Origin of the sequence: Novosphingobium sp., assembly GCF_041915465.1 — a bacterium.
Lineage (GTDB): Bacteria > Pseudomonadota > Alphaproteobacteria > Sphingomonadales > Sphingomonadaceae > Novosphingobium.
Genome location: NZ_JAYSBK010000092.1, coordinates 1 through 12,227, shown reverse-complemented (window position 1 = coordinate 12,227; position 12,227 = coordinate 1). Strand labels below are relative to the sequence as shown.

At 67.0% G+C, this 12,227-nt stretch carries 15 protein-coding genes; 6 read left to right on the top strand and 9 right to left on the bottom strand.

The genetic code is table 11. The annotated features are described in order from the left end of the window. Positions 1-119: 119 nt before the first annotated feature. The 4 genes from ACE3SN_RS13570 to ACE3SN_RS13555 are packed head-to-tail and all read left to right on the top strand — an operon-like array spanning position 120 to position 3,669. The gene (locus tag ACE3SN_RS13570; RefSeq protein ID WP_374530860.1) at positions 120-1,232 is read left to right on the top strand and encodes an MlaE family lipid ABC transporter permease subunit; all 1,113 of its coding nucleotides are present in this window, start codon (positions 120-122) and stop codon (positions 1,230-1,232) included. Continuing rightward, positions 1,229-2,089: an ABC transporter ATP-binding protein gene (locus tag ACE3SN_RS13565; RefSeq protein ID WP_374530856.1), complete on the top strand. Its 861-nt coding sequence runs from the start codon at positions 1,229-1,231 to the stop codon at positions 2,087-2,089. The genes ACE3SN_RS13570 and ACE3SN_RS13565 overlap by 4 nt, the downstream gene beginning before the upstream one ends. 9 nt (positions 2,090-2,098) lie before the next feature. Beyond that, on the top strand, positions 2,099-3,037 hold the full coding sequence (locus tag ACE3SN_RS13560; protein WP_374530854.1) for an MlaD family protein: 939 nt from the start codon (positions 2,099-2,101) through the stop codon (positions 3,035-3,037). Between the two features lie 26 nt (positions 3,038-3,063). Then, positions 3,064-3,669 carry an ABC-type transport auxiliary lipoprotein family protein gene (locus tag ACE3SN_RS13555; protein WP_374530858.1) on the top strand — a complete coding sequence of 202 codons (606 nt, stop codon included), beginning with the start codon at positions 3,064-3,066 and terminating at the stop codon, positions 3,667-3,669. Positions 3,670-3,678: 9 nt separating this feature from the next. On the opposite strand, the gene ACE3SN_RS13550 is transcribed toward ACE3SN_RS13555, so the two are convergent. The 7 genes from ACE3SN_RS13550 to ACE3SN_RS13520 are packed head-to-tail and all read right to left on the bottom strand — an operon-like array spanning position 3,679 to position 9,029. After that, positions 3,679-4,374 carry an ATP12 family chaperone protein gene (locus ACE3SN_RS13550; protein WP_374530852.1) on the bottom strand — a complete coding sequence of 232 codons (696 nt, stop codon included), beginning with the start codon at positions 4,372-4,374 and terminating at the stop codon, positions 3,679-3,681. Beyond that, entirely contained in the window at positions 4,371-4,595 is a 225-nt protein-coding gene (locus ACE3SN_RS13545) for a hypothetical protein (RefSeq protein WP_374530850.1), read from the bottom strand. The genes ACE3SN_RS13550 and ACE3SN_RS13545 overlap by 4 nt, the downstream gene beginning before the upstream one ends. Next, on the bottom strand, positions 4,592-5,245 hold the full coding sequence (locus ACE3SN_RS13540) for an HAD-IA family hydrolase (RefSeq protein WP_374530848.1): 654 nt from the start codon (positions 5,243-5,245) through the stop codon (positions 4,592-4,594). The genes ACE3SN_RS13545 and ACE3SN_RS13540 overlap by 4 nt, the downstream gene beginning before the upstream one ends. Next, the gene (locus ACE3SN_RS13535; protein WP_374530846.1) at positions 5,242-5,844 is read right to left on the bottom strand and encodes an FMN-binding negative transcriptional regulator; all 603 of its coding nucleotides are present in this window, start codon (positions 5,842-5,844) and stop codon (positions 5,242-5,244) included. Before ACE3SN_RS13535 ends, ACE3SN_RS13540 begins: the two co-directional genes overlap by 4 nt. Next, positions 5,844-7,079: an RluA family pseudouridine synthase gene (locus ACE3SN_RS13530; protein WP_374530844.1), complete on the bottom strand. Its 1,236-nt coding sequence runs from the start codon at positions 7,077-7,079 to the stop codon at positions 5,844-5,846. The genes ACE3SN_RS13535 and ACE3SN_RS13530 overlap by 1 nt, the downstream gene beginning before the upstream one ends. Continuing rightward, positions 7,076-7,483, bottom strand: coding sequence for a fluoride efflux transporter CrcB (gene crcB, locus ACE3SN_RS13525; RefSeq protein ID WP_374530842.1), 408 nt, complete (start codon positions 7,481-7,483; stop codon positions 7,076-7,078). The genes ACE3SN_RS13530 and crcB overlap by 4 nt, the downstream gene beginning before the upstream one ends. A gap of 10 nt (positions 7,484-7,493) precedes the next feature. Then, a complete protein-coding gene (locus ACE3SN_RS13520; protein WP_374530840.1) occupies positions 7,494-9,029 on the bottom strand; it encodes a sodium:solute symporter in 1,536 nt (511 codons plus the stop codon). A gap of 148 nt (positions 9,030-9,177) precedes the next feature. Between ACE3SN_RS13520 and ACE3SN_RS13515 the strand changes: the two genes are divergently transcribed. Further along, positions 9,178-9,969, top strand: coding sequence for a GNAT family N-acetyltransferase (locus tag ACE3SN_RS13515; protein ID WP_374530839.1), 792 nt, complete (start codon positions 9,178-9,180; stop codon positions 9,967-9,969). Here the strand turns inward: ACE3SN_RS13515 and ACE3SN_RS13510 are convergent. Both ACE3SN_RS13510 and ACE3SN_RS13505 read right to left on the bottom strand, forming a co-directional pair. Continuing rightward, entirely contained in the window at positions 9,939-10,748 is an 810-nt protein-coding gene (locus tag ACE3SN_RS13510; protein WP_374530837.1) for a lysophospholipid acyltransferase family protein, read from the bottom strand. The genes ACE3SN_RS13515 and ACE3SN_RS13510 overlap by 31 nt on opposite strands. A gap of 62 nt (positions 10,749-10,810) precedes the next feature. After that, positions 10,811-11,635: a hypothetical protein gene (locus ACE3SN_RS13505; RefSeq protein ID WP_374530835.1), complete on the bottom strand. Its 825-nt coding sequence runs from the start codon at positions 11,633-11,635 to the stop codon at positions 10,811-10,813. A gap of 306 nt (positions 11,636-11,941) precedes the next feature. On the opposite strand from ACE3SN_RS13505, the gene rpsU reads away from it, so the two are divergent. Beyond that, positions 11,942-12,148 (top strand): 30S ribosomal protein S21, encoded by a 207-nt coding sequence (gene rpsU, locus ACE3SN_RS13500; protein ID WP_088310185.1) that lies wholly within the window; start codon positions 11,942-11,944, stop codon positions 12,146-12,148. Positions 12,149-12,227 lie beyond the last annotated feature (79 nt).

The window sequence follows — 12,227 nt, the reverse complement described above, 5'->3', positions numbered from 1 at the left end:
CGGCGGGGTCGAAAGTCTTGTCGAGCGTTGCTTCGGTCATGGTTTCGCGCCTTTGCCAGCGCCCCGCATGGCTGGCAAGCTTGTCGCGGCGCGGATTTTCCCGCATGACCGCATCCACGATGCGCGACCTGGCCGACTTTACTGTTCAAGCGGACGACGATGGCGCGCTGACTGTCGCCTTTATCGGACCCTTGGTGGTGGCCAGCGTCGGCCAGCTCGATCCGCGCCTGCGCGCACTGGAAGGGCCGGTTCGCTGGATCGATTTGTCCGAAGTGGACGAGATCGACACGACCGGTGCCTGGATCGTCTGGCGCCTGGCGCGCGACAATGCCGCGCAGATCACCGGCGCCAGCGAAGAAGCCGAGCGCCTGATCGACGCGCTGCGCCTAATGCAGGGCGAAGCGGCGATCGTGCCGGTGGAAGCGCCGCTGCTGCAGCGGGTCCCGGCCTTCGTGGGCGATTACGTCGCGCGGCTTGGCACCGGCACCTTGCAGATCCTCGATTTCCTCGGCGCGATGTTGATTGCGGCATGGAAGATTTCGTTCGGTCCCTCGCGGCTGCGCGTCAATGCCGTGGTGCGGCAAGTGGAACTTGTCGGGGTCACGGCGCTGCCGATCGTCGGGCTGATGAGCTTCCTGGTCGGCATCGTTATCGCGCAACAGGGCGCGGTCCAGCTTGAAGATCTTGGCTTTGGCGAAATGACGATCAACCTGGTCGGGCGGATTAGCTTGCGCGAACTGGGCATCCTGATGACCGCGATCATGGTCGCGGGTCGGTCCGGCTCGTCCTTCGCCGCGCAGATCGGGACGATGAAGCTGACCGAAGAGGTCGACGCGATGCGCACGATCGGCGTTTCCCCGATGGAGGCGCTGGTGATCCCGCGGGTGCTGGCCGCGATCCTGGTGATGCCGCTGCTTGGCTTCTATTCGGCGCTGCTGTCGATCATCGGCGGTGCGGCGATTTCGACGCTGACGCTCGACATCCCGTTCCTGACCTTCCTGACCCGCATCCAGGAAGTCGTCCCCACCTATGACCTGTGGGTCGGACTGATCAAGGGGCCCGTGTTCGGCCTGATCATCGCACTGACCGGCTGCTATCAGGGGATGCAGGTCAAGGGGAATTCCGAGGAAGTCGGCCACCGCACCACCGTTGCGGTGGTCCAGGCGATCTTTGCGGTGATCGTGCTCGACGCGTTCTTCGCGGTGTTCTTCACCGAGGTGGGCTGGGGATGAGCGACATCCACTACACCGGCGATTTCCCGATCGTGGTCGAGGGCCTGACCAATGCGTTCGGCGAACACGTTATCCACGAAGGGCTCGACCTCAAGGTCCGGCGCGGTGAGATCATCGGCGTGGTCGGCGGATCGGGTACCGGCAAGTCGGTGCTGATGCGCTCGATCATCGGCTTGCAAAGCCCGACCGCCGGGACGATCGAGGTGCTGGGCCAGCACATGGAACCTGGCTCATACGGCGGCGGCGCGATCGACATTCGCAGCCGGTGGGGCGTGTTGTTCCAGGGCGGGGCGCTGTTTTCGACCCTGACCGTGGCGGAAAACGTCGAAGTCCCCTTGCGCGAATTCTATCCCGAGATCGACGACAGGCTGCGCCACGAGATTGCACGCTTCAAGGTCATGCTTTCGGGCCTGCCGCCCGAAGCCGCGGCCAAGTATCCATCCGAATTGTCGGGCGGGATGCGCAAGCGCGCGGGGCTGGCGCGCGCTCTGGCGCTCGATCCCGAACTGCTGTTCCTCGACGAGCCGACCGCCGGCCTCGATCCGATCGGCGCGGCGGCCTTCGACAAGCTGACCAAGGAATTGCAGGCAACGTTGGGTCTGACGGTGTTCCTGATCACCCACGACCTCGATACCCTGCACGAGATCTGCGACCGGGTGGCGGTGATCGCGGACAAGCGGGTGATTGCGGTGGGCACGATCGACGAGCTGCTCGCGCTCGATCACCCCTGGATACAGGAATACTTCAACGGTCCGCGCGGCCGCGCGGCCGAGGCGGCGTGGCATCGCGGACAGCTGCCAGAAAACGGCGTTTCGGGCGGCAATGCGATAGACAAGCCCGCAGGCACGGGGGCATAGAGGACGGCGATGGAAACAAGGGCCAATCATGTCTGGGTGGGCGTTGTCACGCTCGCGATGCTGGCGCTGCTTGCGGCCTTCATTATCTGGATCGCCCGGCTGGGGGAAACCAACCAGCGCGAATTCGACATCTTCTTCAAGCAATCGGTCGATGGCTTGTCGAAGGGTTCCTCGGTGACCTTCTCCGGCGTGCCGGTTGGCCAGGTCAAGGAAATCGAGCTATGGACCAAGGATCCCAGCTTCGTTCGGGTGCGCATCGCGGTGAAGGATGACGTGCCGATCCTGATCGGCACCACGGCGACGATGCAAAGCGGCTTTACCGGCACTTCCAACATCCAGCTTGAAGGGGCCACGCGCGGCGCGCCGCCAATTTCCGAAAAGGGGCCGGAAGGCGTGCCGGTGATCCCGACCAAACGCGGCGGGCTGGGCGAACTGCTCAACTCCGCGCCGGTCCTGCTCGAACGGCTCGCGACCTTGACCGAGCGGCTGACCATGGTCTTTTCCGACAAGAACCAGGCTGCGATCGAACACATCCTGTCCAATACTGACCGGATGACCGGCAGCCTCGCCAATGCCGCGCCGCAGGTCGAAAAGACGCTGGTCGAACTGCAGGACACCCTGGGTGAAGCCAAGCTGGCGCTCGCGCAGTTCCAGCAAGCCGCCGGCTCCGCCGATGCGCTGATCAACGGCGACGGCAAGCAGATGGTCAAGCAGTTCAACCAGTCGCTGGCCTCGATCGACAAGGCTTCCAAGGAGCTGCAAGGGCTGATCTCGGACACGCGCCCGGCGGTGCGCCGATTGTCGGATAACACCATTCCCGAAGCCGAAGCCGCGATCCGCGATCTGCGCGCGACCACCAAGACGCTGCGCGAAATGACCGAACGGCTGAATGACCAGGGTGCGGGTGCGGTGCTGGGCGGCCAGAAACTGCCGGATTACAAACCATGACTTTGGCCAGGAGTGAAAGGGTGACCATGCCCCTGATGCGAACCGGAAACCTGCGGGTATTGCCCGCGCTGCTGGCGCTGATGGCGCTGCCGGGATGCCTTGGGCTGGGCGGCAGCAAGGCTCCGGCCTCCCTGCTCGGCCTCACCGCAACCGAGATGCCCAAGGCCGGGACGACTGCCAGCGGAAAGTCCTCGGACATGGTCCTGGTGATGGAGCCCGAAGCGGATCGTCGGCTTTCGACGGTGCGGATTCCGGTTCAGGTCAACGATACCCAGATCGCCTATCTCAAGGACGTGCAGTGGGTAGAACGGCCCGCGCGGATGTTCACGCACCTGCTGGCCGAAACGCTGCGCGCGCGCACCGGGCGGTTGGTGCTGGAAGAAGGGCAGACTGCGGGCGCGCCCGGCGTGCGGCTTTCCGGGCAACTGGTCGAAATGGGCTATGATGCGCGGACCGGTTCGGTGGTGGTGCGCTTCGATGCCCTGCGCACCAGCGCGACCGGGGAAGTGATCACGCGCCGGTTCGAGGCGGTAGTGCCGAACGTGGCGCCCAAGCCCGCCGAAGTTGGCCCCGCGCTCAACACCGCGGCGAACGACGTGGCGAGCCAGGTGGCCGACTGGCTGGGCAACTAGGCCCGCCAGTCAGCCGCGCGCTGCCTGCGCGAAGTTGATTGCGGCGCTGAAATTGCCCAGGCGGCGCTCACGCCGTTCGAGATATTCGTAATCCTTGCCCCACAGGTCCGCCTGCCAATCCTCTTCGAGGTTGGCGAGCGCCCACAGCGCCTCTGCTTCTGCGCCATCTTCCAGCGCGGCGAGGCCGATGACGAGCGAAGCCGACAGCGACGCCAGCGTGTTGAGCGCGGCAAGGGTGAAGTCGTCCAGCGCCGCCAGCACGCCGCGCAGCCGTTTCAGCGTTTCGGCGGGCTGGGGGCGGTGGATGATCCCGCCGATCCGCTCGAAATGGATGTCCCAGCGCGCCTCTGCGGCGGTGAGCAGCGGTTCCCACAGTTCCTGCTGGCGTTCGAGCAGCGGCTCGCCATCCTCGGCGCGGTAACACAGCGTGTCGGTCTCCGCGAAGCGCAGCAGGCTGGCAATCGCCGCGTCCCGGTCAGTCGCGACGACGTCGAGCGCATAGTCGGCCATGTCGCGAAGCACGAAGGCGGCGGGGTCGATCTCCTCGCCCTGCGCGGCCCATTCCGCGGCCAGCGCATCGGCCAGGACGGCGGACGGCACCACTTGTGCGCGGCCGCCCACGGTCTTGATCGCGCGGCCATCGAGCGTGACGCGCCAGCCCTGGCCATCGGCGGCCACGGCCACGGACTTGTAGAAGCGTTTCATGGGTTCGGCGTCTTCCAGCGCTTGATCAGGATCATCGGGAAGACCAGCAGGTCGAACAGGCCGACCAGGAACAAGGCCACCCCGGCGATGCGTGGCAGGTCAATCTTGCCCGCCAGGATCGACAGGCCGAAGATCGCCAGAACCGCGCCCGACAGGCGCATGACCTGCAGCACAAGGAAGCGCGACTTGGCCGGGTCTTTTGCGCTCGGGTCCGGGGTCATTTCAGCAACTCCAGCAAGTGGGCGGGACTGGTGGCGATTGCATCGGCGCCGGCGGCGATCAGTTCGTTGGGGGTATGATAGCCCCAATCGACCCCGATCGCGCGGACCCCGGCATTGAGCGCCATCTGGATGTCGTAGATCGTGTCGCCGATCATCACGGCATCTTCCGCCAGCGCCAGCGTATCGGCCAGCGCCTGATCGATCATCGATGGGTGGGGCTTGGACGGGTGATAGTCCGCCGTCTGCAGCGTGGCGAAATGACCGGTCAGGCTGTGGGTGGCAAGGCAGTGATCCAGCCCGCGCTGGGCCTTGCCTGTGGCGACACCCAGCGTCCAGCCGGCATCGCGCAGCGCGTCCAGCAGTTCGCGGATCCCGTCGTAGAGCGGCTCGCTCATCGCGCCTGCTTCGCGCGCGGTGCGAAAGGCGCTGCGATAGGCGGCGTCGATCTGCCCGCGCTGTTCGTCGCTGGCATCGGGCAGCAGGATGCGGATCGCCTGCGGCAGGCTGAGCCCGACGATCCGGCGCACCTGGTGCTTGTCGGGCAGGGGCAGGCCGCATTCGGCAAAGGCCGCATCCATCGCGTTGCACACCGCAGCCTGGCCATCGACCAGCGTGCCATCGCAATCGAAGATCGCCAGCCTTACGCTCATGAACCCAGCGTCCGCATCAGTTGGGCGATGGCGGTGGCGCCCTGCGCTTCAAGCCCGGCGGCAACGCGCTCGTGCTCGTCCGCGCTCTTGTTCTGGCTCAGTTTGAGGGTTTCGCGCCAGGCCAGCACTTCCATCTCGAACCCGACGATTCCCGCCAGCAGCCCGCGCAATTTCTCGGGCGGGGTCTTGTCCATGGTCCACGGCTCGCCGCCTTCGACGCGAGCTTCGTGCAGGTCGGACAGCGCTTCAAGCATGCCGAGCAGGCCGTCGCTGTCCATCCGCCGCACCCGCCCTTCGAGTTCGAGCGCGACGTAGTTCCAGGTCGGCACCTGGCCCTGATCGGCATACCAGCGCGGCGAGACATAGCCGTCGGGCCCGTTGATCACGGCCAGCACGGTCATCCCGTCGAGGTGCTTCGTGAGCGCATTGCCGCGCGCGAGGTGGAACTGCACTGCGCCATCGCGGGTCCACAGCAGGGGCACGTGGGCCACGCGCGGGCCATCTGGCGTGGCGGCGAAGACCATGCCGAAGCCGATCTCCTCGATCATCGTTTCGAGCAGCGCGCGGTCCGGGCGGCGAAAGGCGGCGTTGGGGTGCATCAGCGCTTGGGTGCGGGACGTCCGGAGGGGCGGCGCGGGGCTGCGGGCTTGCCAGCCGGTTTGCCAGCAGGCTTGCGCGGCGCGGGCTTTCCAGTCGGTTTAGGCGAACCCTTGCCCTTGGTCGGCCCGCGGCTCTTGCGCGGCGGGCCGTCGCTGGCCTCCCCGCGCGAGCGGCGTTCGCCCTTGCGTTCCTTGCGGTATTGCTTGGCGTGGGCCTTGGCGGCGGCCTTTTTGGCCTCGCGCGTTTCCACCCTGGGCGGATCGGGCAGGGCGGCGCCGTCGGCCTGATCGAAGCCGAGGCTGGCCATGGAAGCGGCGAAATGCTCGGGCAGCTCGGCAATCACATCCAGCGGGGTGCCATCGGGATGGTCGATGATCAGCCGGCGCGCGTGGAGGTGCATCTTGCGGCTGATCGTGCCCGAAAGGAACGCGTCTGGCCCGCCATACTTGCCATCGCCCACGATCGGGTGGCCGATTGCCGCCATGTGGACGCGCAGCTGATGCGTGCGGCCAGTCAGCGGTTGCAGTTCCACCCAGGCGGCGCGGTTGCCCGCCCGGTCAAGCACGCGGTAGCGCGACTTGGAGGGCTGCCCGTGCTCGGACTTGTCGACCATCATCTTCTCGCCCCCGGTACCGGGCTGCTTGGCCAGCGGCAGGTCGATCAGGCCGTCCTCGATGTCCGGCACGCCGACCACCAGCGCCCAATAGATCTTGCGCGCCGAGCGGCCCGAGAATCGCTTGGAAAAGAACGCCGCGCTGCCCGGAGTGCGCGCGATCAGGAGGACGCCCGAAGTGTCCTTGTCGAGCCGGTGGACCAGGCGCGGGCGCGGACCATCGGGTGCATAGGCATCGAGCAGCCCGTCGACGTGTTCATAAGTGCCGCTGCCGCCCTGCGTGGCGAGGCCCGGCGGCTTGTTGAGCACGATCGCGGCGCGGTCCTGCGTGATGACCATCGAATCGGCGAGTTCGATCTGCGCCTCGGTCAGCGGCTTGCGCTCGCGCGGTTTGCGCGTCGCGGGATCCTGTTCGCCGCCCGGCGGCACGCGCAGGACCTGCCCTGCGGCCAGGCGGTCGGCCACGTCGGCGCGCTTGCCATCGACCCGGATCTGCCCGGTGCGCGCCCAGCGGCTGACGGTGGCAAAGCCGACCTGCGGCAGGTGGCGCTTGAACCAGCGGTCCAGCCGGACGCCATCATCGTCGGCGCCCACGGTGAACTGGCGAACGGTCTCGGTCATGCCAGCGCTCTCATTGCGGTCAGGCCCAGCAGCAGCCCGGCAATCCCGCCAGCCAGCGAAAGTCCCATGTAAAGCGCGGCATTGCTCAGCGCGCCGCGCTGGATCATGCTCACCAGTTCTAGGCTGAAGGCGGAAAAGGTCGTGAAGCCGCCCAGCACGCCCACACCCAGCAGCAGGCGCCAGCTTTCGCCGCCGCTACCATGTCGCGCCAGCCAACCCGCCAGCAAGCCCATCGCAAAGCTGCCGACAACGTTGACGGTCAGCGTCGCCCAGGGAAAAGCGCTGGCCGCGATGGGGCCGATGGCCGCGATCCAGACGCGGCTGACGATGTAGCGCAGCCATGCGCCAAGCCCGCCGCCAAGCGCGACAAGGACCGAAGAGCCAAGGAAAGTGGGTGGGTTCATGCCCAGCGCCTTAGCCGCTTGCCGCGTCCAGCGCCACTCCCTTGCCGGAAGGGACCAGGCAGACGGCGGCCGCGACCAGCGTCCCGATCACCAATTGCCAAGGGAAAGCGACGCCGCGCAGGGCATCGGGCAGGCCCAGGCTGTCGATCACATAGGGCTGGAACGCCAGCACGGTCAGGAACCCGGCGGCAAAGGCGGCGATCACGCTGCCCGAGGTGCCGCGCCGCGAAAACAGCGCCACGCCGTAAACCCCGATCAGCCCCGAATAGGCAAAGGCCATCACACCCAGCACGAATTCCAGCAGCGAGGAATCGGCATAGCGCTGCCAGTAGAATGAGAGGATCGCCATGCCGAACAGGGCAAAGCCCAGCAGCACCGAGGCGATCCGCCCGGCCCGAACATAGTGCCGTTCGCTATGGCCGCCATGGCGCTCGCTCCACGGGCGGTATAGGTCGTTGACCAGCACCGATGCCATCGAGATCAGTCCCGAATTGATCGCCGCCGCCGCGATCACCCCCACAGTTACGAGGCCGCGCAGCCCCGGCGGCAGCTCGGTCAGGATGAAGTGCATGAACACGGTGACCTTCTCACCCTTGAAGCTGCCCGCCGCCGCGCCGCCATCGGGGTGGTGCAGCCAGAGCAGCGCGCCAATCAGCAGGAACAGCGCAATCACCGGCAGCGAAACCCAGTTGGCGAGGTATAGTGCCTCATTCCCCTGCCGGGCATCGCGGCAGGCGATCAGCCGCTGGGTGATGTCCTGATCGAGCCCGGACGAGCCGACGTTGAGCAGCGTCACTCCGGTCAGCACCGCGAAAATGCCGAAGGGCGCGGACAGGTTCAGGCTGGGATCGATCACGGTCAGCTTGTCGCCGCCGGGGGCGTGGCGCAGCAGGTCGACGGCGGTGGCGAAATCGTAGGGCAGCAGTTGCCACAGGTAGATCGCCACCATCAGCGCCGCGCCGACATAGAGCACAACCTGCACCAGGTCGCTCCAGATGATCGAGGTAAGCCCGCCCATGAACGTGAAGACCAGGCCAAAGAGCAGCAGGATGAAGGCCGCGATGGTGATGTGCGCGGGCGATACGTCGAGAAACAGGATCATCGAGACGGCAATCGCCGCGAGGTAAAGTCGCGACCCGCTCGCAAGGATCCGCCCGATCAGGTACATCAGCGCCGCAGCGCGCCGCGCGCGCACGTCAAAGCGCGCCTCAAGCAGTTCGTAAACCGTCGTCACGCCCAGCGCATAGAAGCGCGGGATCAGCACGCGGGCCACGATCCACGCCGCCAGCAGCGCGCCGATCACGCCCGAAAGATAGGTGAAGTTGCCCCGGTAACTCGAATCCGGCGCGCCGAGGAAGGTTGCGGCGGATTGCACCGTCGAAAGCACGGACACCGCCACCAGCCAGGTCGGCGCGTGGTGACCGGCCAGAAAATAGTCCTCGCGGCTGGCCAGGCCCCGCCGGGTCGAAAGCCAGCCCGCCAGCGCCAGCAGCAGCACATAGCCGCCCAGCACGGCCCAGTCGGCCAGCATGAAACTGGTGTGCATGAAAATCCCCCGGCGCGTCCTGGCTGGCAAGAACCACAGATCTTATCGTCGCGCAATTGTAGCACTGTCACACAACGATAACCGCACCGCAAAGGCCCCGTCACATCCCGAAAGTAAAACCGGCCAAACCGGTTCGGGGGCAAGTGCCATGGAACAGACCACGACTATCGACGGCACAAAGCGGCGCCTTTCGCTGCGCCTTGCGCGCAGCGAGGACGATCTTGCAGCGGTGCAGCGGCTGCGCTGGGACGTGTTCTTCGACGAAATGGGCGCGACGGCAGAAGTCGGGGCGGCGATCGGGCTCGATGCCGATGCCTTCGATCCGCTGTGCGATCACCTGCTGGTGACCGACGAGGATGCACCCGAAGGACCTAGCGTGATCGGCACCTATCGCCTGCTGCGCGAAAGCGTGGCGCGGCGGCACGGCGGGTTCTATTCCGCCAGCGAATTCGATCTTGGGCCGCTCGGCACTGCACTGGGGCAAGGGGGCGAACTGCTTGAACTCGGGCGCAGCTGCGTGCTGCCGCCATACCGCACCAGCGCGACCATCTCGCTGCTTTGGCGCGGGATCAGCGACTATATCGCGTGCAACGGGATCGGCCTGTTGTTCGGCTGCGCCTCATTCCCCGGCACCGATGCCCAGGTGCATGCGGCGGGCCTGTCCTACTTGTTCGACAACCACTTGGCACCGGCACAGCTGTGCCCGCGCGTGCTGGCCGAGCGCGCCGCGCCGTGGGCTCCGCTGGCCCCCGGCAACTACGATCCACGCCGCGCGGTGATGGCGCTGCCGCCGCTGGTCAAGGCCTACCTCCGGGTCGGTGCGATGGTGGGGGAGGGCGTGTTTGCCGACCATGCCTTCAACACGGTCGACGTTTGCGTGGTCATGCCGGTCGAAAAGATTACCGACCGCTATGCCGCGCGTTTCAGCGTCGCGGCCTGATCGGCCTGCTCCAGCGCGGCCAGCCGCGCGCCGATCGCATCGGCGCAGGCGCGGGCCAGTTCCTTGCGCGGGGCGGGCGAAAGCGGCGCCTCGAACCAGACGTCGATCCGCGCCCCGCCAGAGGCGGCGAGCGCCATGGCATGCGGGAGCAGCGCGTCATCACCCAGCCAGGCGATGCGGCGCCGGCCCACCGGGCAAAGCGGCGCGCCATCGCGGCGGCGATAGGCCAGCGTCACCGGCTGGATCTGCGTCCAGCGCGGCCCGGCGGCGGCGAACAGGCTGCTGCGGAAGGGCAGTAGCGCGCCGCCCTCGCCCGTCGTGCCTTCGGGAAACATGATCAGACCGGTTTCGGGGGCATAGTCGCTCAGCTCCGCAACCGCCGATTGCACCGCGCTGCGGCTTTCGCGGTCGATGAAGACGCAGCCCAGTCGGCGTGCGAGCGCGCCGATCACCGGCCAACCCGCAACCTCGCGCTTGGCGATGAAGCCGCCTTCGCACAGGCGGGCCAGCACCGCGATGTCGACCCATGAGATATGGTTGGCAACCGTCAGCACCCGGCCGGAGCTCGCAGGGGTGCCATGCCGGCGCACGGCAATTCCGAAGCCGCTGAGCAGTATGCACCATGCGGCCCGTTCCAGTGCCCGGCGAGGGCGGGCTGCGCTGATGCAGGCCCAGAATGGCGCCAGAGCGAGGACGATCAGCAGCGCGCCGATCGCCCGCAGCTGGCGAAGCCGGGCCAGCGGCGAAAGCGAGGCCCGCTCCGGATTTGCAATGAACACGGCATCCATGCGGCAGCAATGCCGCGGGGCTGTGACGGTTTCGCGACGAAGCGGGTCCGGGATCAGGCTGGGGTCAGCGGTTCGCGCAGGGCCAACAGGGCTTCGAGCTGGCGGCGCAGCGCGGCGTTTTCGGCGCGCAGGCGGGCCAGTTCCTCGGCCGCGAGCGGCGGCGGCTGGCGCTGCGGCGAAGCATTGGGATGCGAGGAAACGCGTGCCCGCGGCCTTGAGCGGTGCTTGCGCGGCGGCTGGCCGCCCAGCGCGCGCCACACTTCGCGCAGGCGCCGGTCGATCCATTCGGCCAGCTGGATTACCAGCGGCGGACGCGGGATGGCCAGCGCCGTTCCGGAAGTGGAGGGCCGCCCGGCAGGCGGAGGATCTGCCGGGCGGCTTCCTTCTGGCGCGCGCGGCAGGGGTTGGGGCGCGGCAGACGGGTGGGGAGCTTGTGCAAGCGCGGCGCAGGCCGCGGTTTCGACCAGCGGTTCGGCAAGCTGCGGCAGGGCGATCACCGGGGGCGTGGTCAGCGGCTGACCGGTTGGCCGGGGCGCTCCGATTCTTGCCGCCACCTTGTCCTTGCGCGGCCTGGACGCTTTGGCCTTGCGCGCGGCGCGGGCCTTGTTGCGCACAAGCCGGGCCTTGCGGGCGCGTTCCTTCTTGCTTTGGACCTTCTGCGGGGCGACCTGTTTGCGGGCCTGGCGCTGCGCTGTCGGCGCTGCCGCTTGCGGTTCGGACGCTGCTTGTCCGGCGAGATCGACCTGCTGCGCCACCGCGCCCCGGTGCGGCGGGATAAGTACGTCGGCGGGAAAAGCCGGCCGGCGCGATGGCTCCGCGGAGATGCGCGGCGTGATGTTCGGCGGGGTTGCAGCCCGCCGGTTACGTGCGGTGTACATCGGCAATCTCCCCCAAGGGATTGCGGCTGGACACGATTTCTAGCACGGCCCCGCGCGGCGCAAAGGTGCAGACTCGTCCGTTCCGGCGCGGATTCGCAATGGGAATGGGGGCGAGTTTGGGGTATAAGCGGTTCATCCGGGGGTTATTCCCGGCTTGCCTTGTCTCCCCGACTCTGCTAGCCGCCCGCCGGTTCGCGCCGATCCTTGCGGATTCGGCCCGTTTTTCGTTTGCTAATTCGCAAAGGTGCTCCCCCGCGCCAGAGTTCAGCGGGGTTCTTGCCTTTCGTATGTGAGGTGTGTCGGTTTATGCAAATTCTCGTCCGCGACAATAACGTCGAACAGGCCCTGCGCGCGCTCAAGAAGAAGCTGCAGCGCGAAGGCGTGTACCGCGAGATGAAGCTGCGTCGTCACTATGAAAAGCCGTCGGAAAAGCGCGCCCGCGAAAAGGCCGCTGCCGTGCGCCGCGCCCGCAAGATGGAGCGCAAGCGGATGGAACGCGACGGGGTCAAGTAAGCTTCTGAGGCTTGCTCCTGCGTAGTGCTTGAGCCATGAGGGCGCGGACGAATCCGCGCCCTTTGTCTTTGGCGCACCT